Annotated in this window: 26 protein-coding genes; 14 read left to right on the top strand and 12 right to left on the bottom strand. The window is 33.7% G+C overall.

Translation table 11 applies throughout. The features are described 5' to 3' along the window. Positions 1–164: 164 nt before the first annotated feature. Together ACFX5F_RS05225 and ACFX5F_RS05220 are read right to left on the bottom strand one after the other, a co-directional pair. Entirely contained in the window at positions 165–521 is a 357-nt protein-coding gene (locus tag ACFX5F_RS05225) for a hypothetical protein (protein ID WP_379850591.1), read from the bottom strand. 62 nt (positions 522–583) lie between these two features. Continuing rightward, complete coding sequence (locus tag ACFX5F_RS05220; protein ID WP_379850589.1) at positions 584–1,762, bottom strand: AIR synthase related protein; 1,179 nt, start codon at positions 1,760–1,762, stop codon at positions 584–586. A 410-nt stretch (positions 1,763–2,172) separates the two neighbouring features. Between ACFX5F_RS05220 and ACFX5F_RS05215 the strand changes: the two genes are divergently transcribed. Next, positions 2,173–2,454 (top strand): DUF4242 domain-containing protein, encoded by a 282-nt coding sequence (locus ACFX5F_RS05215; protein ID WP_379850587.1) that lies wholly within the window; start codon positions 2,173–2,175, stop codon positions 2,452–2,454. Between the two features lie 92 nt (positions 2,455–2,546). After that, on the top strand, positions 2,547–2,915 hold the full coding sequence (locus ACFX5F_RS05210; RefSeq protein ID WP_379850585.1) for a VOC family protein: 369 nt from the start codon (positions 2,547–2,549) through the stop codon (positions 2,913–2,915). Between the two features lie 408 nt (positions 2,916–3,323). Here ACFX5F_RS05210 and ACFX5F_RS05205 read toward each other — a convergent pair whose 3' ends face one another. From ACFX5F_RS05205 to ACFX5F_RS05195, 3 genes are all read right to left on the bottom strand, one after another. Beyond that, positions 3,324–3,803 carry a hypothetical protein gene (locus tag ACFX5F_RS05205; RefSeq protein ID WP_379850583.1) on the bottom strand — a complete coding sequence of 160 codons (480 nt, stop codon included), beginning with the start codon at positions 3,801–3,803 and terminating at the stop codon, positions 3,324–3,326. Positions 3,804–3,919: 116 nt separating this feature from the next. Beyond that, on the bottom strand, positions 3,920–5,182 hold the full coding sequence (gene capB, locus ACFX5F_RS05200) for a cysteate-C-fatty acyltransferase (RefSeq protein WP_379850581.1): 1,263 nt from the start codon (positions 5,180–5,182) through the stop codon (positions 3,920–3,922). A 155-nt stretch (positions 5,183–5,337) separates the two neighbouring features. Continuing rightward, positions 5,338–5,493 carry a hypothetical protein gene (locus ACFX5F_RS05195; protein ID WP_379850580.1) on the bottom strand — a complete coding sequence of 52 codons (156 nt, stop codon included), beginning with the start codon at positions 5,491–5,493 and terminating at the stop codon, positions 5,338–5,340. A gap of 14 nt (positions 5,494–5,507) precedes the next feature. On the opposite strand from ACFX5F_RS05195, the gene ACFX5F_RS05190 reads away from it, so the two are divergent. The 3 genes from ACFX5F_RS05190 to ACFX5F_RS05180 are packed head-to-tail and all read left to right on the top strand — an operon-like array spanning position 5,508 to position 7,218. Beyond that, complete coding sequence (locus ACFX5F_RS05190; protein WP_379850578.1) at positions 5,508–5,996, top strand: DUF2157 domain-containing protein; 489 nt, start codon at positions 5,508–5,510, stop codon at positions 5,994–5,996. 7 nt (positions 5,997–6,003) lie between these two features. Next, complete coding sequence (locus ACFX5F_RS05185) at positions 6,004–6,411, top strand: GDYXXLXY domain-containing protein (protein WP_379850576.1); 408 nt, start codon at positions 6,004–6,006, stop codon at positions 6,409–6,411. Between the two features lie 21 nt (positions 6,412–6,432). Continuing rightward, positions 6,433–7,218, top strand: coding sequence for an NYN domain-containing protein (locus ACFX5F_RS05180; RefSeq protein WP_379850574.1), 786 nt, complete (start codon positions 6,433–6,435; stop codon positions 7,216–7,218). On the opposite strand, the gene ACFX5F_RS05175 is transcribed toward ACFX5F_RS05180, so the two are convergent. Then, entirely contained in the window at positions 7,215–9,599 is a 2,385-nt protein-coding gene (locus ACFX5F_RS05175) for a hybrid sensor histidine kinase/response regulator (protein WP_379850572.1), read from the bottom strand. The genes ACFX5F_RS05180 and ACFX5F_RS05175 overlap by 4 nt on opposite strands. 134 nt (positions 9,600–9,733) lie before the next feature. Here ACFX5F_RS05175 and ACFX5F_RS05170 point away from each other — a divergent pair, with 134 nt between their 5' ends. From ACFX5F_RS05170 to ACFX5F_RS05150, 5 genes are all read left to right on the top strand, one after another. After that, complete coding sequence (locus ACFX5F_RS05170) at positions 9,734–11,242, top strand: FMN-binding glutamate synthase family protein (protein ID WP_379850570.1); 1,509 nt, start codon at positions 9,734–9,736, stop codon at positions 11,240–11,242. A gap of 1,633 nt (positions 11,243–12,875) precedes the next feature. Next, on the top strand, positions 12,876–13,460 hold the full coding sequence (locus ACFX5F_RS05165; protein WP_379850568.1) for a non-canonical purine NTP diphosphatase: 585 nt from the start codon (positions 12,876–12,878) through the stop codon (positions 13,458–13,460). Between the two features lie 197 nt (positions 13,461–13,657). Further along, a complete protein-coding gene (locus ACFX5F_RS05160; RefSeq protein ID WP_379850566.1) occupies positions 13,658–15,637 on the top strand; it encodes a DEAD/DEAH box helicase in 1,980 nt (659 codons plus the stop codon). 87 nt (positions 15,638–15,724) lie between these two features. Beyond that, positions 15,725–16,492, top strand: a complete 768-nt coding sequence (locus ACFX5F_RS05155) for a carboxypeptidase-like regulatory domain-containing protein (protein ID WP_131479272.1) — start codon at positions 15,725–15,727, stop codon at positions 16,490–16,492. 305 nt (positions 16,493–16,797) lie between these two features. Then, positions 16,798–16,929: a hypothetical protein gene (locus ACFX5F_RS05150; protein ID WP_379850564.1), complete on the top strand. Its 132-nt coding sequence runs from the start codon at positions 16,798–16,800 to the stop codon at positions 16,927–16,929. Positions 16,930–17,196: 267 nt separating this feature from the next. On the opposite strand, the gene ACFX5F_RS05145 is transcribed toward ACFX5F_RS05150, so the two are convergent. After that, positions 17,197–18,657 carry an aminoacyl-histidine dipeptidase gene (locus ACFX5F_RS05145; protein ID WP_379850562.1) on the bottom strand — a complete coding sequence of 487 codons (1,461 nt, stop codon included), beginning with the start codon at positions 18,655–18,657 and terminating at the stop codon, positions 17,197–17,199. Between the two features lie 108 nt (positions 18,658–18,765). On the opposite strand from ACFX5F_RS05145, the gene ACFX5F_RS05140 reads away from it, so the two are divergent. Next, positions 18,766–19,827 carry a DUF3810 domain-containing protein gene (locus ACFX5F_RS05140; protein ID WP_379850560.1) on the top strand — a complete coding sequence of 354 codons (1,062 nt, stop codon included), beginning with the start codon at positions 18,766–18,768 and terminating at the stop codon, positions 19,825–19,827. 75 nt (positions 19,828–19,902) lie between these two features. On the opposite strand, the gene ACFX5F_RS05135 is transcribed toward ACFX5F_RS05140, so the two are convergent. Both ACFX5F_RS05135 and ACFX5F_RS05130 read right to left on the bottom strand, forming a co-directional pair. After that, on the bottom strand, positions 19,903–21,123 hold the full coding sequence (locus tag ACFX5F_RS05135; RefSeq protein ID WP_379850559.1) for a 3-oxoacyl-[acyl-carrier-protein] synthase III C-terminal domain-containing protein: 1,221 nt from the start codon (positions 21,121–21,123) through the stop codon (positions 19,903–19,905). 238 nt (positions 21,124–21,361) lie between these two features. Then, positions 21,362–22,666 (bottom strand): NAD(P)/FAD-dependent oxidoreductase, encoded by a 1,305-nt coding sequence (locus ACFX5F_RS05130; RefSeq protein WP_379850557.1) that lies wholly within the window; start codon positions 22,664–22,666, stop codon positions 21,362–21,364. 284 nt (positions 22,667–22,950) lie between these two features. Here ACFX5F_RS05130 and ACFX5F_RS05125 point away from each other — a divergent pair, with 284 nt between their 5' ends. Beyond that, positions 22,951–23,454, top strand: a complete 504-nt coding sequence (locus tag ACFX5F_RS05125; protein ID WP_379850555.1) for an RNA polymerase sigma factor — start codon at positions 22,951–22,953, stop codon at positions 23,452–23,454. Beyond that, on the top strand, positions 23,451–24,062 hold the full coding sequence (locus tag ACFX5F_RS05120; protein ID WP_379850553.1) for a DUF8845 family protein: 612 nt from the start codon (positions 23,451–23,453) through the stop codon (positions 24,060–24,062). Before ACFX5F_RS05125 ends, ACFX5F_RS05120 begins: the two co-directional genes overlap by 4 nt. Before the next feature lie 29 nt (positions 24,063–24,091). Here ACFX5F_RS05120 and ACFX5F_RS05115 read toward each other — a convergent pair whose 3' ends face one another. After that, positions 24,092–24,901 carry a lysophospholipid acyltransferase family protein gene (locus tag ACFX5F_RS05115; RefSeq protein ID WP_379850551.1) on the bottom strand — a complete coding sequence of 270 codons (810 nt, stop codon included), beginning with the start codon at positions 24,899–24,901 and terminating at the stop codon, positions 24,092–24,094. Between the two features lie 93 nt (positions 24,902–24,994). Next, on the bottom strand, positions 24,995–25,639 hold the full coding sequence (locus tag ACFX5F_RS05110; RefSeq protein ID WP_379850549.1) for an NUDIX hydrolase: 645 nt from the start codon (positions 25,637–25,639) through the stop codon (positions 24,995–24,997). Positions 25,640–25,730: 91 nt separating this feature from the next. Here ACFX5F_RS05110 and ACFX5F_RS05105 point away from each other — a divergent pair, with 91 nt between their 5' ends. Then, a complete protein-coding gene (locus ACFX5F_RS05105) occupies positions 25,731–26,165 on the top strand; it encodes a DUF4268 domain-containing protein (RefSeq protein ID WP_379850548.1) in 435 nt (144 codons plus the stop codon). Positions 26,166–26,235: 70 nt separating this feature from the next. On the opposite strand, the gene ACFX5F_RS05100 is transcribed toward ACFX5F_RS05105, so the two are convergent. Then, entirely contained in the window at positions 26,236–26,646 is a 411-nt protein-coding gene (locus tag ACFX5F_RS05100) for a hypothetical protein (RefSeq protein ID WP_379850546.1), read from the bottom strand. Positions 26,647–26,654 lie beyond the last annotated feature (8 nt).

Raw genomic sequence — 26,654 nt, 5'->3', positions numbered from 1 at the left:
CCCTGCGGTTTTTTAGCCCAGATGGAAATGAAAAGCCCACGCTGTAAAAAAACAATTTTTCTTGTTGTAAAAGAGCGACCAGAGGAAGCTCCTTTTAGGACTTAGAAAAATATTTTTTTTATATGTGGACTTGTAATGTAGAGCTGGATTAGCTCCTAAAAATACTATTCACTCATTTCGTCGTAACGCTCCGGAACTTGCGGATCGTAAAGCGGACATTTGAATTCAGCCATGGTATCTACCAGAAGATCCATGGTTTTACCTTCGGTACCGTAGCAATCGATTTGGATGCTTTGCGGTGTAATTTCTACTTGAAAAGCACCTTTACCATTTGGGTTTTTCCAACTATTTTCGTCTACCTTGTCCCATTTTGAAAACACCGAATTGATTCTATTGAGAATAACAATAGTAGGAAGCTGCTCCAAACCATCCACTTCTTGTTGCTCTATAATGGCTTCATAAACCTCTTGATGGTTTAGATAAATGCCTTCCAAATATCTCCAAAAAACTAGTTCGTACATTTAAAAAAAATTAAAAGATTGAAAAATTAAAAGATTAAAAAACTCGTGTTAATTAAAACTTTTTAATATTCGAAAGTTCCGTATTCGCTGGTAATCGTCAGTTTTTTTGTATCGGCTGCTTCTACTCTTCCCACGATTTGGGCATCGACTTTAAACGATTTAGAAATTGAAATAATATCTTGAGCAACAGCTTCCGGAACGTATATTTCCATACGATGTCCGCAATTGAAAACCTGATACATTTCTTTCCAATCGGTTTTAGATTGTTCTTGTATCAATTGAAAAAGTGGAGGTACAGGAAATAAATTATCTTTTATAATGTGTAAGTTTTGTACAAAATGTAAAATTTTAGTTTGCGCTCCTCCGCTGCAATGCACCATTCCGTGGATTTCGTCGGACGAATATTTATCTAGAATTTTCTTGATAATTGGCGCATAGGTTCTGGTTGGAGAAAGCACTAATTGCCCAGCATCGATTGGTGAATTTTCTACTGAATCAGTCAATTTTACCTGACCTGAATAAATTAATTCTTCGGGAACTGCAGCATCAAAACTCTCCGGATATTTGATTGCCAAATACTTCCCGAAAACATCATGACGCGCTGATGTTAATCCGTTGCTTCCCATCCCGCCATTATAGCTTCGTTCGTAAGTAGCCTGACCAAAAGAAGCCATTCCTACGATTACATCACCGACTTTAATATTAGCATTATCAATTACATCCGAGCGCTTCATACGAGCCGTAACGGTAGAATCTACAATTATGGTGCGCACGATATCACCCACATCAGCCGTTTCCCCGCCAGTGGAATGAATGGTTACACCAAAAGAATCCAGCTCTTTGATTAATTCTTCAGTCCCATTGATGATGGCTGATAATACTTCGCCCGGAATCAGGTTTTTATTTCTCCCAATTGTCGAGGAAAGCATAATATTATCTGTTGCCCCCACACACAATAAATCGTCGATATTCATAATCAAAGCATCTTGAGCAATGCCTTTCCATACGGAAATATCGCCTGTTTCTTTCCAATACATGTAGGCAAGAGCCGATTTAGTTCCTGCTCCATCAGCATGCATAATCAAACAATACTCTTCATCTTGGGTCAGGTAATCAGGAACAATTTTACAAAATGCTTGTGGAAACAATCCTTTATCAATATTTTTTATAGCGTTGTGAACATCTTCTTTGGATGCCGAAACACCACGCTGTGCATATCTTTTTGAAGTATCTGAACTCATGTAGTCTAGTTGTGTAAGCTGCTTTTTAGCAGCGGGGTTGTGCGGCAAAGATAATTATTTTTTTGGGTTTTGCCTATCGGTATTTTGGAAGTATGCATAAGAAAAGATAGATCATAGTTACTAGCAAGAAGAAAAAAAAAAGTATTGACACTGGTATTGTGGGATACAATCCGACCTCCAATGTAAATAACAGGAGCATTATGGCGACTTAGTAATTTTACAAGTATTTGACGTGAAAAAAAGTATAGTTAAAAAAAGTCTAAACCTTACAATTAAATCGAAATAATTTGATAATTTTATAACACAAATCACTAACTAACAGCTATTTAAATTTTAATTACTTAGATACTGACTTCTTAAAAATTCAAATCAGGCCACGAATAAAATAGAAAATTAAAAACCACAAAATCATGCCTAAATATTTAATTGAAAGAGAGATTCCAGGTGCCGGTAATTTGAGCACAGAACAATTGAAAGCCATTTCTCAAACTTCTTGTGGAGTATTGGGCAAAATGGGACCACAAATCCAATGGATTAACAGCCAGATAACGGCTGACAAAATCTATTGCACTTATATTGCTCCCAACGAGGAGATGATTCGTGAACATGCCAAATTAGGAGGATTTCCCGCTAATTCCATTAGCCGAATTGCTACAACTATTGACCCAACAACTGCAGAAGAAACAGTTTGATCAATCTAATCTAAAACAGTAATAGGCAAAGAAAAAAACAGAATCTTAAATAAGAATAATTCAATCCTTTATAAACAAAAAAACTAAAAAAGATGAAAAATGCAATTAACTGGTTTGAAATCCCAGTACAAAACTTAAGTAGAGCACAAGCCTTTTACGAAACAGTATTAGGAGCAAAAATGCAACCAATGGAAGCTATGGGAATGAAATCAGCTTTCTTTCCGGCAGACATGGAACATGGCGTAGGAGGCAGTTTAGTGGAGAATGAAAAGTACCAACCAGCTGATAAAGGCACTTTAATTTACCTAAACGGTGGCGAGGATTTGAGTATTCCTCTTGCAAAGGTAGAACAAGCCGGCGGAAAAGTTGTTTTACCTAAAACTTCAATAGAACCTAATGGATTTATGGCACACTTCACCGACACCGAAGGAAATAAAGTAGCCTTTCACTCTATGAAATAAAGAGGACGCGTGTCAATGAAGTGAAAACTGGCCCTTGAAAACTTTTTATTTTTTATGCAGGTCGTCAAAAAATGCTTGGCTTTTGGAGAAGGCACTGAAAAAGTCTTTTTTAAGAATAAATTATTAATAGAAAGGAGTAGAAATCAAATTTTTCTGCTCCTTTATTACAAATGGCACAAAAAGAATATGTCAACAATCCAAGTTGTTAAACAAAATTCAGAAAACTATGTTGAAAGGATATTATTTTTTTAATCGATTGAGTAGAAAAAAGGTCTCTCTAATCGTTAAATAGTATCATTCGCTCCAAACACTAAAAAAGCTATAAAACTAAAAACGCTTACAAAGGATATTTTAAAATTCTATTATAAGCGTTTTTTTTTCTAAAAAGTTCCTCAATCAAAATAAAAATTACATTTTGCAATCCACTTTTGCCAACGCTGTTTTGCCTTCAAATTTTAATTGTTTGATGTCTTTAAATATCACTTTCCCTTTGTTATCATCAACAACATCGCCATAACCTTCTACATACGCATTTCCCTTTTTCAAAAAAGCTACTTGTCGTACTGATGAAACTCCTTCGGACATAAAAGTGTAATCCGCAATAAGCGTATCGCCTTTAAGTTCCCCAACAAGCGTTCCTTCATTTTTATCTTTTTCATAGAATTTATAACTCAATTTCCCTTTAGTTACTTCTTTCCCTTTGATCGTCAAATTCATCAAAATAGTATCTTTTTTAATACTGCCACTATAACATTCATCGGAAACTGGTTCTTCAACAACTATTTTTTCCGATGCATCCGGAATTGTTTCCACTTCTTTTTCGATTTCTTTTTTACATGAAACCAGAACACTCAAAAACACGTAACCTAGTACAATTACTTTTTTCATCTTACTTTATTTACTTATTGATTAATTAAAGATACGACTTTCAAACAAGATGAATCCTAAAAAAAAAATCCATCAACAAAAGCTGATGGATTTCCTATATAAAATTAAACAGAAAACTATGCGTCCAAATCAACCGTAGTGCGCGCCGCTATCTCTTTGTAAGTACCGTTTTCTAATCTCTCACGAATTGCTTCAAAAGCAACCAATGTTTCATCAATATCAGATAAAGTATGTGAAGTTGTAGGAATCATTCTCAACAAAATAATTCCTTTTGGAATAACAGGGTAAATCACAATCGATAAGAAAATACCGTAATTTTCTCTTAAATCATTCACCATAACCATTGCTTCCGGCACACTTCCTTCAAGGTAAACTGGTGTAACGCAAGTGTTAGTATCTCCAATATTGAAATTTCTCGATTTCAATCCGTTTTGCAACGCATTTACATTCTCCCAAAGTTTGTCTTTCAATTCTGGGTGATTACGCAACAATTCCAATCGTTTTAGCGAACCAATTGTTTGAATCATAGGTAATGATTTGGCAAACATTTGAGAACGCATGTTATATTTTAGGTAATCAATAATGTCTTTATCAGCGGCTACAAAAGCACCAATATTAGCCATTGATTTTGCAAAAGTCGAAAAATAAACATCTATATCATCCTGAACACCTTGCTCCTCACCTGCTCCGGCTCCTGTTTCTCCCAGTGTTCCAAAACCATGTGCATCATCTACCAGCAAACGGAAATTATATTTTTGCTTCATCGCAACAATCTCTTTCAATTTTCCTTGTTGACCGCGCATTCCAAAAACTCCTTCAGTGATAAAAAGTATACCTCCACCATTTTCATCCGCTAATTTTGTAGCACGTTGCAGGTTTTTCTCCATGCTTTCAATATCGTTATGACGGTATGTAAAACGTTTCCCCATGTGCAAACGAACACCATCAATAATACAAGCATGTGCATCAACATCATATACAATTACATCATTTTTGGTAACCAAAGCATCAATAATAGACACCATTCCTTGGTAACCAAAATTCAATAAATAAGCTGATTCTTTCATTACAAAAGCAGCCAATTCATTTTCTAATTGTTCATGATATTTAGTTTGCCCACTCATCATTCGGGCTCCCATTGGGTATGCCGCTCCGTATTGAATTGCTGCATCCGTATCTGCCTGACGCACTTCCGGGTGATTAGCAAGACCTAAATAATCATTCAAACTCCAGTTCAAAATATCTTTTCCACCAAACTGCATTCTTGGACCCAATTCACCTTCTAATTTAGGAAAAACAAAATAACCTTCCGCTTGTGAAGCCCATTTTCCTAATGGCCCTTTATTGTTTTGAATCCTTTCGAATAAATCTTTTACCATAATATATCAAGTAATAATTTTAATTTTAAGAAGTTGCAAAAATAATTATTTAAACGGTATAAAGGTATTGAAAGCGAATTTATTTTTTTAGGGTTTATACAGATGAGTATCAGGAGCTATTTAGCTACGTTGAATCTTCAATGTCCCACTCTACACTATATTTTTTGTGCTGTCAAGAAAGATTGCTTCGTTCCTCGTAATGACAGCACAAAGGAATGCCTCAAGTAGCGAGGCTTTGGAATCACGACGATCAGGGCTAATCCCGAAGTTTCGGGACTATTGCGATGATAAACTTTGTATATTTGAATCATACAAAACATAGTTTATGTCTGACAAAATCGCAAACGAACTGCAGGAGCTACTCAAAGTCAATGTAGTTACAGCAGAAACTGCCGAAAAAATTCGGCAGTATTTCGACGAAAAACAGGAAGAAAACCAAAACAAACTTTCCTCTGTTTTTGGAATATTGGGAGCAATCTTTGTTGGACTTGGAGTTATTCTTGTTTTTGCACACAATTGGGATACTCTTTCCCGACTAATCAAAACATTACTATCTTTTCTTCCTCTGATTATTGGTCAATTGATTTGTGGATATTCCCTTTTAAAAAAATCAGAAAGTACTGCTTGGCGAGAAAGTACTGGCGTTATTTTATTTTTTGCTGTCGGATCCAGCATATCATTAATTGCTCAAGTTTATAGCATTTCGGGAGACTTAAATTCGTTTTTACTGATATGGATGCTGTTGTGCTTGCCGTTGGTTTATCTGCTAAAATCCTCAATAGTTTCACTATTATACCTTACAGGAATAACCTAATTTATGGTTGCAATGCAAATTACTTTTGCATATCCATACTAGCGGAGAATCCATTTTTGCAACAATTACTATAGCCAAAAATGGCTTTGCAAAAGTCGGCTCCATTTCTAAAACTAAACCTAAAAACACTGATTCCTATCTAAAATTAAAGGTTGGTTTTGCCCTTAATAATGATAAAATAGCCATAGATTTGCCCTTTAATCGGTTTTATATGAATGAGAACATAGCATCAAAAGCCGAAAAAATCTATCGTGAATCTTCTATTAAAAAGAAAAATGAAACCTATGCTCTAGTAGCCATAAAAAATGGTGAAGCCGTCATCAAAGATGTTCGAATCAACGAAGTTTCCATTAAAGATTTGGCAAAAAAAATAAAGAAATATCATTTAAAAGAATTATTCCTACCTTTAAAGTAGAAAAACTCAACAACATTAAAAATGTCACAAGATACAATTGAATTAAAACTCGCCGTTCTCATTGATGCTGATAACGTTCCATACAGCAATGTAAAAGGAATGATGGAAGAAATCGCCAAATTTGGAACGCCAACCACCAAACGAATTTACGCCGATTGGACCAAACCAAATGCCGGAGGCTGGAAAAGTGTTTTATTGGAACATGCTATCACCCCTATTCAACAATACAGTTACACCGTTGGAAAAAACTCTTCGGATTCAGCGATGATTATTGACGCCATGGATTTATTGTATTCGGATAAAGTGGATGGATTTTGTATCGTTTCCAGTGATTCAGATTTTACAAGACTGGCCATTCGTTTGAGAGAATCAGGAATGAAAGTCATTGGAATTGGAGAACAAAAAACACCAAATTCCTTTATTGTTGCCTGCGATCGATTTATTTACATCGAAGTTTTGGATGGCGCAATCAAGAAAAAAGCAAAAAAACGTTCGGCAGACCCTAAAAAACCCGTTGAAAAACCCGTTGAAAAACCCGTTGAAAAATCATTAAACAAAATAGATTCAGATACAATAGAACTTATAGAAACCTCCATAGAGGATATTTGTGATGATGATGGTTGGGCATTTCTTGGAGACGTGGGAAATATGATCGTAAAGAGAAAACCTGAATTCGACCCAAGAAATTATGGTTTCTCTAAACTGACACCAATGTTAAAATCGCTGACTGACATTTTGGAAATCGATGAAAGAGAATCTGATAAAAAAGGAATCAAACACGTTTATGTTAGATTGCGTTACAGTTAAACTAAATCTTTTATCATTTGAAACAAGGTTTCTTTCTTGATTGGTTTAGATAAATACTGATTCATACCAATTTCCTTAACACGCTCTTTTGTAGTTTCCATAACATCAGCAGTTACAGCAATAATGGGGATGTTCATATTTGATATTCCGGCTTCCCCATTTCTAATTGCAATCGTGGCTTCATAACCGTCCATAACAGGCATTTGAAGATCCATTAGTACAATGTCAAATTGGTTTGTCTTGAATGCATCTAAACCTTCCTGACCATTGTTTGCATAAACTACTGTGGTATTCAACCATTTTTTGGTAATCATCTTTATGACCATTTGATTGATAGGATTATCCTCAACCACTAGAATTGTCTTGCCTTCTAAGTCGTAAGTAACGGGCTCAACTATAACTACTTCCTTTTTTTCTTGTTGCACTACATCATAATCAATCGTTATCTTGCATGTTGTACCTTCATTAACTACACTATCCATTTCAACGTTTCCGTTTTGCATATCTACCACTGTTTTTACAATATAAAGTCCTAATCCGAGTCCGCCAAATTTTCGTTTATTATCAATATTATTTTGAGAAAAAGAATCAAAAATACTCTCCATTTTTTCCTTGGGAATTCCCACACCTGAATCAGAAACAGTCAAAATCAAACTAGATCTATTGTTTGGTTTCTGTTCAGCGTCAATGTGGAATTTAACAAACCCCTCAGAAGTAAATTTAATAGCATTACTCAAAACATTATTAACCACTTGAGCTAATCTCGTCACATCTCCATTCATACAATCTGGAATGTTATCCGATTTTGAAAATTGAAATTCTAATCCTTTATCGCTTGCTCTATTGTGAGCATTATTTTTTAAATGTTCCAAAACTTTAACAGGCTCAAATGATGATTCTTCCAGTTTAAGTTCGCCTTTTTCGATTTTAGAAAAATCTAAAATATCATTTACAGAACTCAATAAACTATGGGAGGAATATTTTATGATTTGGCAGTTTTTTTTGATAGTATCATCTTGCACTTCTTTAGAAATAGAATCAATTAAATTCATAATAGCGTTCAAAGGTGTTCGCAACTCATGGCTTATATTCGATAAGAAATAAGATTTTAATTCATTCATTTCTTCAGAACGTACTAATGCAATTCTATTCAATTCGTTTTTCTCATTTTTAAGATTGCGAATCAAATTTGACATCGACAAAGAAAGAAAAATAACTTCTAAACCTGTTCCTAATTTCGAACTATTTTGAGTAAAAAAATTGATAGGAAATAACCCAAAATTATATAAAATGAATATACCAAAACCGATAATCAAAAATAAAATACCTGCGGTAAAAAAAGAGTCCACCGGTTTTTTATTGTAATAAAGATAAATTATTGAATAGACAATCAGAATCAAAAATACAAGTGTAAGCACATTAACTAAAATGTAAGAAAACAACAAGAGTGAAGGAACAAAAATAACACATAACAATAAAAAAAGCAATAAGCTATAAGCTACATTGAATAGAATATAAATTTTCCTGCTATTCGCTTTAATTTTTAAAAACAATTCGCTGTATTTCCCCGATAAAAAAACAGCAAATATTGCTATGAATAATACGCCATGATTAGAAAACCACCCACCATTTGGCGTCACATACTTATAGAAAAAACCATCTAAAGCAAACTGCAACAAACCGACAAATGAAACGTACAAACTATAATATAAAAATATCCTTTCATTTAAAGCAAAATAGAAGAAGAAATAAATAACTGCCGCAATTGACAAAATCCCATAAAACATCCCAAAAAACAATTGTTCATTTGAAATCATCTTTATAAAACTTTCTGACGAATACAGCTTAACAGGAATTTTTATGACTTCGCCGTCGCTCTTTAAGTGTAAAAACAATTTAAGATTGGATTTAGGCTGAATTTCCAACTCAAAAATTGATTTTCTATTATCAAAACTACGTTCCGAATACCGCATAGTATCACCGCTTACCATTTTGACAATTTTTCCCGAAGCCACATCAACAATATATAGTTCTACCAAATCTGTAATAGGTCTTGCTGTCTCAAGGTAATAATCTAACGATTTAGTGGTCGGGTTTTTAAGTTCAACTTTAGCCCAAAAATTGTTTTCAGTAAAGCCTAAATCATCATTTTCAGTTTTTAGTTTTTTGGGATTTAAGGAGTCATAATTGGCTATTACGTCCTGAATATCTAAATTTCGCTGGCCTACATCGGCAACTGTAGTATAATTATGAAGCGATAACTCGTTAGGTAGTGAATTTTCATCAAAAATATATTGTGCAAAACTATTTGTTGAAAAGAATAAAACAAATAAAAATAGTAAAACAGTATGGAAGGTATTTGATAATTTCTGATACATCATATAATTTTAGTACTATCTATTTACGATAAAAATAATATTTTGGTTTTTTATGTGAGTCAAATTTAAGTCTTTATTTTCTGTTAAAAAAAGTTGATCTTTCATTATTCTCATTAATTTAGTACAAAAACTATATCATGCGACAAAAATTTTTCGTTTTAGGAATTGCAGGACTTATTATTTCTTTGACTATTTTTTTCTATTTTAAAGTAGGACTCGTTTTGTCAGTAGCTATATTTATCCTTATGTTAATTGGTTTTGCCAATAGTATTCAGCAGAAACATTCCATTCTTAGAAATTTTCCTGTGTTTGGCTATTTTAGATATTTTTTTGAAATGATTGCTCCAGGAATTCAGCAATATTTTATAGAGCGTTCTACTGATGGGAAACCATTTTCAAGAAACCAGCGCACTCTCGCCTATCAACGAGCCAAAAATATTGATTCAACATCTCCATTTGGAACACAACTAAACCTCAACCGCTCCAGCTACGAGGGGATCAAACATTCTATTTTCCCTACTACTGTAAATGAGGAGTTACCTCGTGTTTTAGTTGGCGGACCAGATTGTAAGCAGCCTTATTCCGCTTCCTTATTAAACATTTCTGCGATGAGTTTTGGTTCTTTGAGCGAAAATGCAATTATGGCATTAAACAAAGGAGCGCTTAAAGGAAATTTTTATCACAATACCGGAGAAGGTGGATTGACTGAATTTCATTTACAAGGCGGCGATGTTACTTGGCAAATAGGTACCGGTTATTTTGGTTGTCGTGATGACAGAGGTGGATTTGATGGTGGCCGATTTGCTGAAAAAGCAAATTTACCAGAAGTAAAGATGATTGAAATAAAACTATCACAAGGTGCAAAACCAGGACACGGTGGCGTTTTACCCGCTGCTAAAAACACGGCGCAAATTGCAAAAATAAGAGGAGTAAAACCAAATATCACTATTCTTTCTCCGCCCGGTCATTCTGCCTTTTCAGACACTAAAGGCTTAATTGAGTTTATTGCAAACCTTCGCCAACTTTCTAATGGCAAACCTATAGGATTTAAATTATGTATTGGAAAAACCAGCGAATTCGAAGCTATTTGCCAAGAAATGATTACGCAAAATTGTTTCCCTGATTTCATTACTGTCGATGGTGCCGAAGGAGGAACAGGAGCTGCACCGCTTGAATTTGCTGATGGCGTGGGAATGCCATTTGAGCCTGCACTAATTTTTGTTAATAAGACTTTAGTTCGTTTTGGTATTCGTCACAAAATACGTGTGATTTGCAGCGGAAAGGTAATTTCTGGCTATTCTATTCTTAGAGCTGTAGCCCTTGGAGCTGACATGTGCAATAGCGCACGTGGTTTTATGTTTTCGTTGGGTTGTATCCAAGCTTTACGATGCAACAACAACGAATGTCCTACAGGAGTCGCCACCCAAAATAAAATGCTTGTTAAAGGTTTGGTTGTTACTGATAAATCGGAGCGGGTTTTCTATTTTCATAAAAACACCTTACATGCCGCAAACGAACTTTTGGCGGCCGCTGGTAAAAAAAGCTTTGCTGAAATTGATATCGACATTTTTATGCGTGGAGATGAATTCTCTCATTTATCTGATTTGTATTTCCCCGATAATTTAAAAAACGTAACCTTACATTAAAAATACACCAACAAAAAGGAGGACCTTTAGAGTCCTCCAATTGTTGGTTCTGATTTACCATTATCTAACTTATACTTTTACTCGTATAGCTGACTATTGAATTATCATGTCTTATTGTAAGATTGATATACTCAAGTAATTAATCAAAACCACACTCAAAGATACAATTTACTTTTCTAAAAATATAAAGCAACCGCTATTTTAACTATTGATTAACTTATTAAGCATAAAGCATTAAGCATCCTAATTATACATCCGTTTTCCAATTATTTCAATATAATTTAAAATATCTAATACTATTTCCAATGAGACAACAAAAAAGGAGGTCTTTTTAAAGGACCTCCTATGTGATTCTGAATTACCGATATTAACTTTTACCGTTGCTGGTATAGTCTATTGTGAGTTATCAATCTCATTATCAGATTAACATTCCCAAGTATTCAATCAGAATCACATATCAAAGATATTATTTGTTTATAAAATAATCAACTGTTAATCCGCATTTAACCAATAATTAACGCCATTCATTTTATTTAAATGACAACCAACTATATACACCACACCGTTAAAATTAGTTTTCTAAAAAATTAAATTAGAAAATACTTTTTTTGGAATATAGCCACAAAAAAAGAGGCCTTTTTACAGACCTCTAGTTTAGATTTTGGTTTACTATTATCGACTTAAACCTTGCGGTCTAGTGACTATCAAATACGCTACTCTTTGCAGATGGCCGTATTCAAGAACAAATCAAAATCATACTCAAAGATACGGTTAATTTCATTTTAAAAAACATTCAAAAATGACTTTAACCTATTTTTAACTTGTTGAATTTAAATCCTTTAATCTATAATTTATTGTAGCAGTTAATCAATCCTACAAGCGTGACTAAAATCCCTAAATTAAATAAAAATTTATTATCAGTAACAGAACCTAACATTCACAATTCTGAAATACATCTAATATTAACCACAAAAAAAAGGAGGCCTTTTTAAAGGGCCCCCGATTGTTGATTTTGATTTATCATTTATCAAATCATACCGTTCAGTATGAAATAACTATTTGAATAAGCTTCTCTTTGCAGATGGTTTTACCCAAGTGATTAATCAAAACCACAATCAAAGATATAATTTATTTTAATTAAATACTTAAAAAACAACACTTTAACTATACATTAACTTGGTAGCTTTTGCGTACTTCAAAAACAAATTTTAAACTAGTTATGAAATAACCTTCGATACATTATTTATAGTACTCGTTAAACTGAATTACGTTTAGATGCAGGCACAAAAAAGGAGGCCTTTTTAAAGGGCCTCCGATTGTTGATTTTGATTTACCATTTATCAACTCATACCGTTCAGCATGAAATGACTATTTGAATAAACTTCTCTTTGCAGATGGTTTTACCCAAGTGATTAATCAAAATCACACTCAAAGACACCAATTATTTAACCTATTTTATTCAAAAACAATACTTTAACTATTAATTAACGTGTCTTTTTTAGATATTTAGTGTAGTTTTTATGAGCTGATTAGAAATATGTAATAAATGGCAGCCTACTCCATTATTGAAGGCGCTAGTGCAAGAATATCTAAAAGTATGTATCTTTGAAAAATCAAAATAAAACCAACAAAAATGCAACTCGTTTTCGCTTCCAATAACAAAAATAAAATCCTGGAAATACAAAGTATACTTCCTGCAACCATCAAAATCCTCAGTTTAGAAGACATTGGATGTTTAGAGGATATTCCAGAAACAGCAGATACAATTGAAGGCAATGCCATTTTAAAAGCCAATTATGTAACCCGTAACTATGGTTACGATTGTTTTGCAGATGATACCGGACTCGAAGTAGCGATTCTAAATGGAGAACCCGGCGTTTACTCTGCAAGATATGCCGGCGAGCAACGTAATTCTGATAATAATATGGATAAATTACTGAAAGCCTTATCTAGTGAAAACAACAGGAATGCACAGTTTAAAACGGTCATTGCTTTGAATATAAAGGGCAAACAAGAATTATTTACAGGTGTTGCCAAAGGTGAAATTACTTTAGAAAAAACAGGAAACAAAGGTTTTGGCTATGATCCAATCTTTCAACCTATTGGATACAAAGAAACTTTCGCTGAATTATCTCTGGAAATTAAAAATGAAATCAGCCACAGAGGAAAAGCGACACAACAACTAATCAATTTTTTAATAGGGAGCTCTTATTTTTGATTTTAATATATTTTTTTAATAAAAAGTTGATTTAAAAACAGTATTTTAATCGTAAATTACTCAAATGCAAAACCCAAATTTCAAACCAATTCTATAACTTTCTGACAATCAAATGGTAATAAATCATTAAATCTTAAAATAGCATTAGTTTATATCAATTATTAACAGTAATTTTGCACCCTATTTTAAAAATACATATGAATAAATTTGAACAATTAGGATTGAGTGAATCGTTACTGAAGGCGATTTTAGATCTAGGATTTGAAAATCCGACCGAAGTACAGGAGAAAGCGATTCCCCTATTATTGGAAAAAGACACAGATATGGTTGCGTTGGCTCAGACAGGGACAGGGAAAACGGCAGCTTTTGGTTTTCCAGTTATTCAGAAAATTGATGCCAACAACAGAAACACACAAGCATTAATTTTATCTCCAACACGCGAACTTTGTTTGCAGATTACCAACGAAATTAAAAACTACTCTAAATACGAAAAAGGTATTAATGTGGTAGCAGTTTACGGTGGAGCTAGCATAACAGAACAAGCGAGAGACATAAAGAGAGGCGCACAAATTATTGTGGCAACTCCAGGAAGAATGCAAGACATGATTAATAGAGGTTTAGTAAACATCTCTCAAATCAACTATTGTATTCTTGACGAAGCTGACGAAATGTTGAACATGGGTTTCTACGAAGATATCGTAAACATCCTTTCTACTACGCCAGACGAAAAAAACACATGGTTATTCTCTGCAACAATGCCTGCTGAAGTAGCTCGTATTGGAAAACAATTCATGACGGATCCAATTGAAATTACAGTAGGAGCTAAAAACTCCGGTTCTGCTACCGTTTCTCACGAATTTTACCTTGTAAATGCACGTGACCGTTACGAAGCTTTGAAACGTTTAGCGGATGCTAATCCAGACATTTTCTCCGTAGTTTTTTGTCGTACCAAAAGAGATACGCAAGCTGTTGCTGAAAAATTGGTTGAAGATGGATATAGCGCTGCTGCATTGCACGGAGATTTATCTCAAGCGCAACGTGATGGTGTAATGAAATCTTTTAGAGGAAGACAAATTCAAATGCTTGTAGCTACTGATGTTGCTGCACGTGGAATTGACGTTGATAGCATTACTCACGTAGTAAACTACCAATTACCGGATGAAATCGAAACTTACAATCACCGTTCAGGGCGTACTGGGCGTGCTGGTAAATTAGGTACATCGATTGTAATTGTTACTAAAAGTGAATTGCGTAAGATTTCTTCTATAGAAAGAATCATCAAACAAAAATTCGAAGAAAAAACGATCCCTTCTGGAATTGAAATCTGCGAAATCCAATTGTTACACCTAGCTAATAAAATTAAAGATGTAGAAGTTGATCACGAAATTGACAACTATCTTCCTGCAATTAACAGCGTTCTTGAAGATTTAACGAAAGAAGAATTAATCAAGAAAATGGTATCGGTTGAATTTAACCGTTTTATCAATTACTACAAGAAAACTAGAGATCTTTCTAATCAAGCTTCAGGTTCTGAAAGACGGGAGCGTGATGATAGAGATGGTGCTCCAAGAGAAAATAACAACGGCGGTGCAACAAGATATTTTGTAAACATCGGTTCTAGAGATAACTTTGATTGGATGTCATTAAAAGATTACTTGAAAGAAACATTAGACTTAGGTCGTGATGACGTTTTCAAAGTAGATGTAAAAGAAGGATTCTCTTTCTTTAACACTGATCCGGAACATACTGATAAAGTAATGGAAGTATTGAACAACGTACAATTAGAAGGACGTAGAATCAATGTTGAAATTTCTAAAAACGATGGTGGCGGAAGACGTGACCATAACGGAAGAAGTTCTGGCGGAGGTTTTGGCGGAGGTCGCTCTGGTGGCGAAAGAAGTTCAGCTCCAAGAAGAGAAGGTAGTTTTGCACCAAGAAGAGAAGGTTCTGGCGGTGGTGGTTTCAGAAGCGATAGAAATTCAGCTCCAAGAGAAGGTGGATTTGGCGGAAGAAGTTCAGCTCCAAGAGAAGGTGGTTTCGGCGGAAGAAGTTCAGCTCCAAGAGAGGGTGGTTTTTCTGACAGAGCACCAAGAAACGAAGATAGTTCTGACAGAGCACCAAGACGTTCTGAAGGGTTTGGTGATGCACCAAGACCAAGAAGACCAAGAAAAGACTAACATTCATTGTTAATTTTCTTATAATTATATTAGGAAACTACAAAATATTCAATCGCCTTTATTACTTTTAAAGTTTTAAATGAGTTTATGAAATATTTTGTAGTTTTCTTTTTTTTAGTACTTTCCACAGCTGCTATAGCACAAGACATACAGCCCTCTCAAAAGGTTAATGGTATTATTATCAACAACAATACGAGACAACCTTTGCCCAATGTAAATATCATCAACATTAATAAAGTAAGAGGTGCAACTACCGATTCGAGAGGATATTTCGAAATCGACGTTCAACCAAATGATACTTTACATTTTACTATTTTGGGATACCAATCTTTAAGAGTTCGAGTTACCAACGACTGGATAAAAAACAAAAGTACCAAAATACAACTTACCGAAAAAGCCATCGCGCTAGAGGAAGTAATCATCAGACCCTTTAATTTAACGGGATATCTAGAAGTCGATTCAAAATTAATTCCAACGAAAGAAAACTACCGTTATAGTATTTCCGGCTTAACGCAAGGTTACGAAGCAGGCGAATATTCTCCAAATGCCTTTGGACGAGTATTAGGCTCTATCTTTAACCCTACTGATATGCTTTATAATTTCTTTGGAAAAAATCCAAAAGAGCTAAAAAAGCTTAAAGAAATGAAGAAGGATGATACAGTACGAAATCTATTAGAATCTAAATTCGACAGGGAAACTATATCCGTACTACTTGGCGTGGATAAAAACGAATTAGCCGAAATTCTACAACGCTGCAATTATTCCGAAGCATTCATACAAACTGCAAATGATTTACAAATCATGGATGCCATAAGTGGCTGCTATGAAGAATATAAAATTCTAAAGAAAAAATAATATAACTGTTTACATTTTTGATCTAAAAATAATTTCAATGCTCAATTGCGAAAGTAGTTAGTGATTTTTATTTCAAAATAAATTTGAGTTTTCGTCAAAATTTTAATTAATCAAAAAACAAGATCCATGTCTAAAAACACTTTTCAAGCCAAAAATAAGGAGAGACAGGAACTACTTAATGACAAACGGTCGAATTAGGAGAATTTAGAATTCGGAAAGTTATTTATTCTGAAGGTTATTTTGCCAATTATTGGTGACAAAAAGTACATATTGTACATTGAGTTAAGGATAATTTCATAGGCGAAATGGAGAATGAAAAACATGTTCAACTTTCTAAAGGAATGACTTACGTTCTTTCAGCTGATTTCAGTTCTCATGACTCTTTAGCTACAAATGGAGTTCAACTATTAATTATAGACGGTGATTTTTTGAAATAATATTGAAAGAAATCAAAATATTATATACATTTACTTACATCAAAATTAAAACCAAAATTTAAATCAAATATCATGGCAAAAAGTCAAGACGCAAAGAAAACTGCAAAAAAAGAGCCTTTAAAAACGGCTAAAGAAAAGAAAGAAGAAAAAAGAGACAAGAAAAACACTCCTAAAAGAGACTAAAATTAGTGTTCAGTATTCAGATTATAGTGTTCAGTTTCGTTTGTTACTGAACACTATTTTTTTTTAAATACTGAACACTGAATACTATTTCATCGGAATATTAGCTAAAATTTCCAATACAAATTTCCAAAATTTCTGAGAAGAAGAAATACTTGCTCTTTCATCCGGAGAATGCGCTCCATGAATAGTTGGTCCAAAAGAAATCATATCCATATCTGGATAATTAGTTCCTAGAATTCCACATTCTAATCCCGCATGACAAGCCACAACTTTTGGTTTCGCCTTGTTTTGTTTCTCATAAATAGCAACAAGCACATCTAGAATCTCCGAATTTACATTTGGAGTCCAACCTGGATAAGAACCGGAAAGCTCTACTTCACAACCTACTAATTCAAAAGCGGAACGTAAAGAATTAGCCAAATCATATTTAGACGTTTCCACAGAAGAACGGGTCAAACATCCTATTGAAATTTCACCATCTTTGATGATTACTCTCGCAATATTATTAGAAGTTTCTACTAAATCTACCATATCAGCACTCATTCGATACACTCCGTTGTGTGCTGCATAAATCGCTCTAATAATTCCTTCCTGAACACCTAAATCCATAACTTTTTTCGGCAAATCGCATTTCACGATTTCTATGGTTAAGTTAGGTTCAGTTGTTTTAAATTCGTTTTTTATGTCGTTGATGATTTCCTGCATATCAAAAATATAGGCTTCGTCAAACATTTCTGAAATAATCACTTTCGCCACACTTTCTCTTGGAATAGCATTACGTAAACTTCCTCCGTTAATTTCTGCCACCTGCAAACCGAAGTTTTCAAAAGAATCGAATAACAAACGGTTCATGATTTTATTGGCATTACCCAAACCTTTATGAATATCCATTCCTGAATGTCCTCCTTTCAATCCTTTTACAGAAATAAGATGTCCAACTGATCCTTCTGGAACTTCCTCTTCATGATAACTCCTCGTAGCGGTAACATCTATTCCTCCAGCACAACCAATATCTATTTCATCATCTTCTTCTGTATCTAAATTCAAAAGAATTTGACCTTTAAGAATTCCTCCTTTTAAGTTTAAAGCTCCTGTCATTCCCGTTTCTTCGTCAATGGTGAACAAAGCTTCAATAGCTGGATGTGGAATATCATTACTTTCCAAAATTGCCATAATTGTAGCAACTCCAAGACCATTGTCAGCACCAAGAGTTGTTCCTCTTGCACGAACCCAATCTCCATCAACATACATGTCTATTCCTTGTGTGTCAAAATCAAAAACGGTGTCTGCATTTTTTTGATGCACCATATCCAAATGTCCTTGAAGTACAATTGCTTTGCGATTTTCCATTCCTGCAGTAGCCGGTTTACGGATGATTACATTACGGATCTCGTCTTCAAACGTTTCCAATCCCAGACTGTTACCGAAGTTTTTCATAAACTCAATCACACGTTCTTCTTTTTTAGAGGGGCGCGGAACAGCATTCAAATCAGCAAACTTATTCCAAAGTGCTTTGGGTTCTAAATTTCTTATTTCTTGGCTCATTTATTTTATTTGAAGTTTAAATTTTATCAAGTTCAAAGTTACAAAGTTTAAATTCTTTTCGCTACTAATTGATATTGTAATTATATTTACATTTTTAAAAGCAATCTGGTGAAACCAAAATATTTTCTTCCCCTCTTTCTTCTTGCACAACTATTTTTTCTGCAAGTTATTCCCTATTTCCCTGAATATGTGGAGCAATTTTACAGTAATGGTCTATATCCAATGATTGCTGTATTTTCGAGAATAGTTTTTGGTAAAATTCCATTTTCCTTAGGGGACTTTATTTATTTCATCACGATTTTATTTGCATTATTCTGGTTTTGGACCAAACGAAAATCCTGGAAATCAAGATGGAAAAACAACATTCTGGCTGTTGTAAGTTTTGTATCAATTTTTTATTTTCTGTTCTATATCCTTTGGGCATTTAATTATTACCGTCAACCACTTTTTGAGAAAATGGCAATCGCAAAAGAATATTCAGATGCTGATTTACTTGATTTCACTAAAAAATTAATCACTAAAACTAACGCGGTTCAAGTTGAAATAACAAAAAACGACAGTTTAAAAGTCATGTTTCCATTTACGCAAGAACAAGTTTTTGAAATGAATTTAAATGGTTATAAAAACTTGGCAGCTCAATATTCCTATTTTGCTTACAGCAATAGGAGCACAAAAAAATCGATTATCAGTTTACCATTGGCTTATATGGGTTTTAGTGGCTATTTGAATCCGTTTACCAATGAAGCTCAGGTAAATTATCTTGGACCGATGTACAGTTTTCCAATGACAACCAATCATGAAATGGCACACCAAATGGGCTATGCCAGCGAAAGCGAATGCAATTTTATTGGTTTTTTAGCATCTGTAAAAAATGATAATTTATACTTTCAATACTCAGGTTACAGCATGGCTTTGCGATATTGTTTGGCCAATTGGCAAGTTCGAGATGAAAAAATATTTAAACAATTGCTAAAAACCATTCATCCTGGAATTTTGAATAATTATAAAGAAAGCGATCATTTCTGGAAGCAATATGAAACACCAATTGAAACCGGTTTTCATGCTTTTTATGACAATTTCCTGAAACTAAATCAACAAAAGGACGGCATCGAAGGCTACAGTAAGTTTGTAAATTTGATGGTGAATTATTACAAAAAAAATGAGTTATAAGTTCTAAATGTCACCATTTTTGAACTCATAACTCATCTTATATAAACTTGTTCGCCTATTCTAGAGGCTTAATTTCTATATTTTTTCAAGTAACAATCCTGTGGCTGTAAGACCCGGGCCAAATGCCATAGCTACAATTTTAGTTCCTGATACTATACTGTCATCATTAATAATTTCATTAAAAATATGAGGAACAGTAGCGGAAGACATGTTTCCAAGTTGGCGTAATATTTCATAAGACCAACGTGCCTGATCTTTTGAAATTCCTACAGCATCCACCACATAATCAATAATTTTTGGTCCTCCTGGATGGATTGCAAAATGCATTTTGGATTTCTCTTCTTCAAGATCTACATCAACTTTGGCGCAAAGCGTTGTCAAAAAGGATTTTATGTTTTTACGAATAAAAACAGGAACCCTTTTAGAAAGCGTCATTAAAAAATTGTACTCTCCTATTTCCCAAGACATATCATCTAAAGAATCCGGAATAATAACCTCATGAGAAGCCAAAATTCTCAGCCCTTTTTTATCTTGAATAGAATAATCATTAAAAAAAGATTCTTCTTCATACAAGGAATATCCAATAAAACCGTCGCCAAAAAGAGAGCATATCATCGTGTTTGCAACCGAAAATTCAGTCAAATTTAAATGTGCAGATAATAACTCCGTATGAACCACATCAACTCTACCATGATCTCTACTACCGCTTATCAAGTGACTGGCAGTTCGTATAGCAGGGAAAGCCCCATAACATCCCATTTGGTACGAATGTGTAACCTGCGTTGTTCCCCAATTTCTATTTATTACGGCTTCTTGCGCAACACTTGGCGAGGAATAACCGGAGCATGTAACATGAACAAGGTTTTCAGGAGCAGAATTTGTTGTTGAATAAAATTCGTCAAAAACATATCCCATCTTTTCTTTAAACCATTGCATTCGGGCCCCAATTTTTGGTCCAAAAGATTCTCTTCTCGCTGATACTAAACTACCAGGAAATTGATAATCCGAAGGTAGAGTTTCGTCCATTTCATTTTCAATAAAATGTTCAACATCTTCAAAAATTAAAACTTGTCTTTTATTAATATTTTCGGCAGGAACAGAATACTTATCAACCTGATCTGATATAACCTCGAAACTATTTGATTCTTCAATAATTTCATCTCCTACTGAACCAACTAGACTTGGCTTGGTTTGAAAATGATGGTATAAAAACTTGGTGTATTGATTAAGTTTTTGTTGATCGATTAATTTCCCTACCAAAATAGGCTTGAAATTAGAAATAATAATGCTTTTCATTAATGTTAAAAATTTGTGTGAATTCCACAAACTTAATGCATAACATTATTTATAAAAACAAGTCCAATAAAAATTAAATTTAAAATAAACTAAATAATTGATTATCAAATACTTACAAATCATATAGTTTTGTTAAAATATTGTAAATCAACATATTGTAAGAATGATATCACAGACGTTTAAACGCTGATTATCAGCGATGTAAGAATGCAATTACAGCGATAATAAGTCCGGTTTTTTACACTTCATCACTGGTAAACGTAGTAAAACTTTTCTTTTTGAACGGTCGGATAATCAATCGTCCTTCACGGTCAAAGCGAATGTAGTTGTATACCCAATTGAGGAAAACTACCGCTCTGTTTTTGAATCCAATTAGGGAGAACAAATGCACAAACATCCACACAAACCATGCAAATATGCCGCTGAAATGATATTTTGGCAAATCTACTACGGCTTTGTTTCTTCCTATTGTAGCCATTGAACCTTTGTCATTGTACTCAAAAGCTTCCATAGGCTGTTTTCTAATTAATTTTATGATGTTTTTACCTAATAATTTACCTTGTTGCATGGCAGGTTGCGCCATCATAGGATGTCCTTGTGGATAATTTTCATTTTCCATTGACGCAATATCGCCAACGGCAAAAATATTGCCGTAACCTATCACCTGACTGTATTCGTTTACTCGAATTCGTTCTACTTTTTCTACCAACGATTTGGCATCCAATCCAGCAACTAATGCTCCTTGAACTCCAGCAGTCCAAATTACGGTTCCGGTTTCAAATGTCAAATCAGAATTGGTAGTAATGGTTCGTCCATCATAATTAGTTACCCGAACATTTTTCCATATTTTGACGCCCAAATTATCCAGAAATTTTTCGGCGGCAATTGAAGATTTTTCACTCATTGTGTTTAGGATTCTGTCTCCGCTTTGAATGAGATTGATTTCCATTTTATCAATATCCAAATCGGGGTAATCTTTTTGCAGAATGGCTTTTTTCATTTCGGCCAAAGCACCGGCAAGCTCTACTCCTGTTGGCCCGCCACCTACGAGTACAAAATTAATAAGGCTATTACGCTCTGCCACATCAGTGGTAAGAACCGCTTGTTCGAAGTTTTCGAGAATAAGACTGCGAATATTTAATGATTGTGGTATGGTTTTCATGCCCATACTGTTGCGTTCTATTTCTTTATTACCAAAATAATTGGTTTTAGACCCCGTGGCAATGATCAGATAATCATAACTTAATTCGCCAATTTCGGCAATGACTTTTTGGTTTTTAGTGTCTATTTCTTCTACAGAAGTCAGTCGGAAATAGAAATCATCATATTCCTGTATGACTTTCCTAATTGGATAAGCAATAGAACCTGCCTCTAACCCGCCCGTGGCGACTTGATATAACAAAGGTTGGAAAGTATGGTAGTTGTGTTTGTCTAAAAGAACGACTTGCACATTTTTATTTTTTAATTGTCGGGCCAATGCAATACCTGCAAAACCTCCTCCTATAATGACTATTCTGGGATTTTTTGATTGTGGAATGTTCATGTTTAAAAAAATTCTGATTTGTTGGTACTCAAAGATACAATGTTTTTTAATGTTGAATTTCATCAAATAGTATCGAAATTTTTGTTTTTTGGAAAAGGTTTTAAAAAAACTAAACGTGTAAATTAGCCCCGATGGAAATGGAAATCCTTTATTTTTCTGATTTTTTCAGAAAATAAAGATTGAAATGTACAGCGGGAGGGATGTTTATTATGGATTGAAGTGTTTCTGCTCCTAAAAATTATTAATATTGTAACAAAATCCACTTTTGGATTACTAACGTATATATGAGTGACAATCTAGAACAGTCTTTTGTTAAGCAGTTGCAGGAAAATCAGAATATAATCCACAAGATTTGTAGGTTGTATACTAATGGTGATGATGCACACAAGGATTTGTTTCAGGAAATCACGATTCAGTTGTGGAAAGCGTTCCCTAAATTTAGAGGAGACAGCAAATTTTCTACTTGGGCCTATCGTGTGGCGTTGAACACGGCAATCACTTTATATAGAAAAAGTAAGCGCTCAATTGCAACTATTGAGTTCGAAGGACGACAGCATTTCCTTAATGATGTGGAGTACAATTATGAAGAAGAAGAGCAGATTAAGCTAATGTACAAAGCGGTTTACCAACTGAATGATATCGAAAAGGCATTGATTTTTATGTATCTTGAAGATAAGGATTATCAGGAAATAGCCGAAACATTAGGAATTAGTGAAGTGAATTCGAGGGTGAAAATGAACAGAATAAAAGGGAAATTAAAAAAAATATTAAATCCATTAGGAATATGAAAGAGCTGGATTTATTGAAAAAAGATTGGCAAAAGAACACGGATTCTTTTGAACAGGTTTCGGAAATTGAGATTTACAAAATGATACATAAAAAATCATCTTCAATAGTGAAGTGGATTTTGATTGTAAGCATCTTAGAATTTATTGTATTAAATGGAATTGCATTTGCTCTGAATGATAAAACCTATGATGAGTTTTTGCGTTTGCATCCGTTTATCAACTTTTTAGAAAAATTTAATTATTTGGTAATTATCGTATTTATCTATTGTTTTTATAGAAACTACAAAACAATTTCAGTACTTCAATCTTCAAGAACACTCATAAAACACATTCTGAAAACCAGAAAAATTGTAACTTACTATATTTATTGGAATATTTTTATTGGAGGTTTTACGGGAGCTTTGAGCGGAATAGAAGGGTTTAATGAAGGATACAACTCTGGTAATTCCAAAAATGCAAAAGAGCTTATGGAAGTAAATTATATTACTTTGTTTTTTGTGGCATTATTAATAATGGGTTTAATCTGGCTGTTTTACAAATTATTATATGGTAGATTCTTGAGTAAACTTACAGAAAACTATACGGAACTAAAGAAAATCGATTTATAAAAAAAGAGGCTTTTAGGCCTCTTTTTTTTTTAATATTCCCATTTTCGGAATTTATTTAGCTCTTCTTGTTCTCTTATAATTTCGCAAGGAATTACTTTCAGGAAGGACGCATGTTGCTCGATAGCATATTCTACTTTTTCAACTATTTCATCGATGGTATCATTATCGTAATCAATATCTAAAGGTTCTTTGATAATAAACGACTGCAAAATTCCTTTCTTTTTCATGCGCAATCCTTTTTTGTCAAAAGAGCGTCGAAAACCGTCTATCACAATAGGTACAACAATAGGTCTGTGCTGTTTGATAATATGAGCCGTGCCTTTTCGGACTGGTTTAAAAGATTTAGTGGTTCCTTGAGGGAAAGTTATTACCCAACCGTCTTTTAGCGCTGTTCTAATATTTTCGGTATCATCTGGATTAATATTTTTCTTCTCGTGCACATCAACTCCTTTTGCTCGCCAAGTTCGTTCTACAGAAATTGCCCCTGCATAAGCCATAATTCTTGGTAACAAACCTGCCTGCATTGTTTCTTTGGCCGCAACGTAATAAATATTCATTTTGGGCTGCCACATGTAACAAACATTTTTGATGGTATCGTCACGTCCGCTCAAACTTGCATTAAAAACATGAAACATCGCTACGACATCAGCAAAATAGGTTTGGTGATTGGATATAAAAAGAACATTGGCATCAGGTAAATTTCTTATAATCTCGGATCCTTCAATCTGTAATTCATTAAATCCTCTATAACGTCTGTGAGTAATAACTCCAAAAACACGAATTAAGAATTTCTTTATAAATAGTATATGACCAAAAGGATTTCTCTTAAACAATCCCATAAATTTGTGTGTTTTTCTGTGAATTAGGTCTGCAATAATACGAAATTTATTTTTGTACTTCCGTATCAATTTCAATTCTAGAAAAAAATAAAATCAGGAATTTAAAACATCTCTTAAAACATCTTTCAACTCGCTCAACATCATGGCCGTAGCTCCCCATACGATGTACTCTTCAATTTTAAAAGCTGGAACAGTTATATCATTTGCGTAAGATGTATTCAGCTTTGCATCAGTAATAATTGTATCACTCAAAAAAACTGTTAGAGGCAATTCAATGATGTTTGCAACCTCCTTAGTATCGGGAATAAAAACAATTTCTTCCTTGCAGATAGCCAAAAAAGGATGAACCATAAAATCACTCGGTGGAATATACATTGGCGTAAAAGTCTTGATAATTTCCATACTATTGGGGTGAATCCCAACTTCTTCATGGGTTTCTCGCAGTGCTGTATTCTCGAAAATTCCATCTTGAGGTTCATATTTACCACCGGGAAATGCAATTTGAGCAGAATGTACTCCCTTGTAAGAATTTCGGACAATAAGTACCAAATGTGTTATTCCGTTTTTTGGGTAAAACAACATCATGACAGCAGCAATTTTTGGCTTTTTTATTCCAATGTCAAAATTTTTCAAACTTTCAATTCGTTCCAATGGCGCCATTTTGATATGCGAGACTTCTGCAGGAAGTTCTGCTGTCATTAATTTAGGAACATATTCTAAAAATTCATGAAAATCCATAATCAAAGTCTATTTTTGCACCACAAAAGATAATATAAATATAGTTTAGAAAATAACGCAATGCTAATTTTCTATATTAAAAGCCATTAAAATGTATAGTAAAGAAGAAACTCAAAAATTAAAGCGAGAATTCTGGGTGACATTCGCAGATAAATATCCGAGAAAATGGGTGCTTTATGATACAAAAATTAAAGATTTCTCTTTTAAATTTTATGTTGATAATAAAAAGGCACTTGTGTTAATTGATATTGAGCACCGCAGTGACGAAAAACGAGTTGCTTATTTTGAGAAAATAGAAGCACTGAAAAATATACTGGAAGAGGAATTCATCAAAGATTTAGTATTCGAAAAAGAATTCATTCTTGAAAATGGCAAAACGATTAGCCGAATTTGGGTTGAAAAATTAGATGTCAGCGTCAGTAATCGAAAATACTGGGACGATATCTTTGACTTTTACAATGAAAAGATGAATTCTTTAGAGCTTTTTTACAAAGAGTACGATGACTTTATTAAGGATATTGACTAGGGCAGTACATCAAAAAGACATTTAATATTTCTTAAATAAAAAAAGTCCCTCATACTGACTTTTTTTATTATTACATGTTGAAAATATTATAGACTATAATCCTATTTTGATAATTGACATAAAGTTGTTTTCTATTATCTTGCTTTTTTCTTGTAATAATTGAAAGTGTGCAATCTTCTCCATTATTATCTTTACAAGTAAACGAATAGACTATATCTGTATCATTTTCTTCTGTTGGCTGATAATCGATAATTTCAAACAATTGAATGGCTTGAGAATATATAACGATTCTATCTTTATTAGTATCTAATGATACTAAGATATTGACCAACCCTAAATCAGACCATTTTCCCCACTTGCCTTTTTCGTTTTTTTCTAAAACGCTAAAACCTGATGTTTTAAATTTATAATTTTGACTATAAGACTGTTGCAATCCTAAACCAAAAAAAAGCAGTATAATAAATAATTTTGTTTTAGTCATTGTGTATT

This window comes from Flavobacterium zhoui (genome assembly GCF_042787235.1).
Classification (GTDB): Bacteria; Bacteroidota; Bacteroidia; order Flavobacteriales; family Flavobacteriaceae; genus Flavobacterium; species Flavobacterium zhoui.
This window is presented reverse-complemented; position numbering and strand designations above follow the sequence as displayed.

Bases quoted from the DNA above. Each gene is read 5' to 3' on its own strand.
- ACFX5F_RS05225 (WP_379850591.1), bottom strand. From the start codon at position 521: ATGTACGAACTAGTTTTTTGGAGATATTTGGAAGGCATTTATCTAAAC.
- ACFX5F_RS05220 (WP_379850589.1), bottom strand. From the start codon at position 1,762: ATGAGTTCAGATACTTCAAAAAGATATGCACAGCGTGGTGTTTCGGCA.
- ACFX5F_RS05215 (WP_379850587.1), top strand. From the start codon at position 2,173: ATGCCTAAATATTTAATTGAAAGAGAGATTCCAGGTGCCGGTAATTTG.
- ACFX5F_RS05210 (WP_379850585.1), top strand. From the start codon at position 2,547: ATGAAAAATGCAATTAACTGGTTTGAAATCCCAGTACAAAACTTAAGT.
- ACFX5F_RS05205 (WP_379850583.1), bottom strand. From the start codon at position 3,803: ATGAAAAAAGTAATTGTACTAGGTTACGTGTTTTTGAGTGTTCTGGTT.
- capB (WP_379850581.1), bottom strand. From the start codon at position 5,182: ATGGTAAAAGATTTATTCGAAAGGATTCAAAACAATAAAGGGCCATTA.
- ACFX5F_RS05195 (WP_379850580.1), bottom strand. From the start codon at position 5,493: ATGATTCAAATATACAAAGTTTATCATCGCAATAGTCCCGAAACTTCG.
- ACFX5F_RS05190 (WP_379850578.1), top strand. From the start codon at position 5,508: ATGTCTGACAAAATCGCAAACGAACTGCAGGAGCTACTCAAAGTCAAT.
- ACFX5F_RS05180 (WP_379850574.1), top strand. From the start codon at position 6,433: ATGTCACAAGATACAATTGAATTAAAACTCGCCGTTCTCATTGATGCT.
- ACFX5F_RS05175 (WP_379850572.1), bottom strand. From the start codon at position 9,599: ATGATGTATCAGAAATTATCAAATACCTTCCATACTGTTTTACTATTT.
- ACFX5F_RS05170 (WP_379850570.1), top strand. From the start codon at position 9,734: ATGCGACAAAAATTTTTCGTTTTAGGAATTGCAGGACTTATTATTTCT.
- ACFX5F_RS05165 (WP_379850568.1), top strand. From the start codon at position 12,876: ATGCAACTCGTTTTCGCTTCCAATAACAAAAATAAAATCCTGGAAATA.
- ACFX5F_RS05160 (WP_379850566.1), top strand. From the start codon at position 13,658: ATGAATAAATTTGAACAATTAGGATTGAGTGAATCGTTACTGAAGGCG.
- ACFX5F_RS05155 (WP_131479272.1), top strand. From the start codon at position 15,725: ATGAAATATTTTGTAGTTTTCTTTTTTTTAGTACTTTCCACAGCTGCT.
- ACFX5F_RS05150 (WP_379850564.1), top strand. From the start codon at position 16,798: ATGGAGAATGAAAAACATGTTCAACTTTCTAAAGGAATGACTTACGTT.
- ACFX5F_RS05145 (WP_379850562.1), bottom strand. From the start codon at position 18,657: ATGAGCCAAGAAATAAGAAATTTAGAACCCAAAGCACTTTGGAATAAG.
- ACFX5F_RS05135 (WP_379850559.1), bottom strand. From the start codon at position 21,123: ATGAAAAGCATTATTATTTCTAATTTCAAGCCTATTTTGGTAGGGAAA.
- ACFX5F_RS05130 (WP_379850557.1), bottom strand. From the start codon at position 22,666: ATGAACATTCCACAATCAAAAAATCCCAGAATAGTCATTATAGGAGGA.
- ACFX5F_RS05125 (WP_379850555.1), top strand. From the start codon at position 22,951: ATGAGTGACAATCTAGAACAGTCTTTTGTTAAGCAGTTGCAGGAAAAT.
- ACFX5F_RS05120 (WP_379850553.1), top strand. From the start codon at position 23,451: ATGAAAGAGCTGGATTTATTGAAAAAAGATTGGCAAAAGAACACGGAT.
- ACFX5F_RS05115 (WP_379850551.1), bottom strand. From the start codon at position 24,901: ATGGGATTGTTTAAGAGAAATCCTTTTGGTCATATACTATTTATAAAG.
- ACFX5F_RS05110 (WP_379850549.1), bottom strand. From the start codon at position 25,639: ATGGATTTTCATGAATTTTTAGAATATGTTCCTAAATTAATGACAGCA.
- ACFX5F_RS05105 (WP_379850548.1), top strand. From the start codon at position 25,731: ATGTATAGTAAAGAAGAAACTCAAAAATTAAAGCGAGAATTCTGGGTG.
- ACFX5F_RS05100 (WP_379850546.1), bottom strand. From the start codon at position 26,646: ATGACTAAAACAAAATTATTTATTATACTGCTTTTTTTTGGTTTAGGA.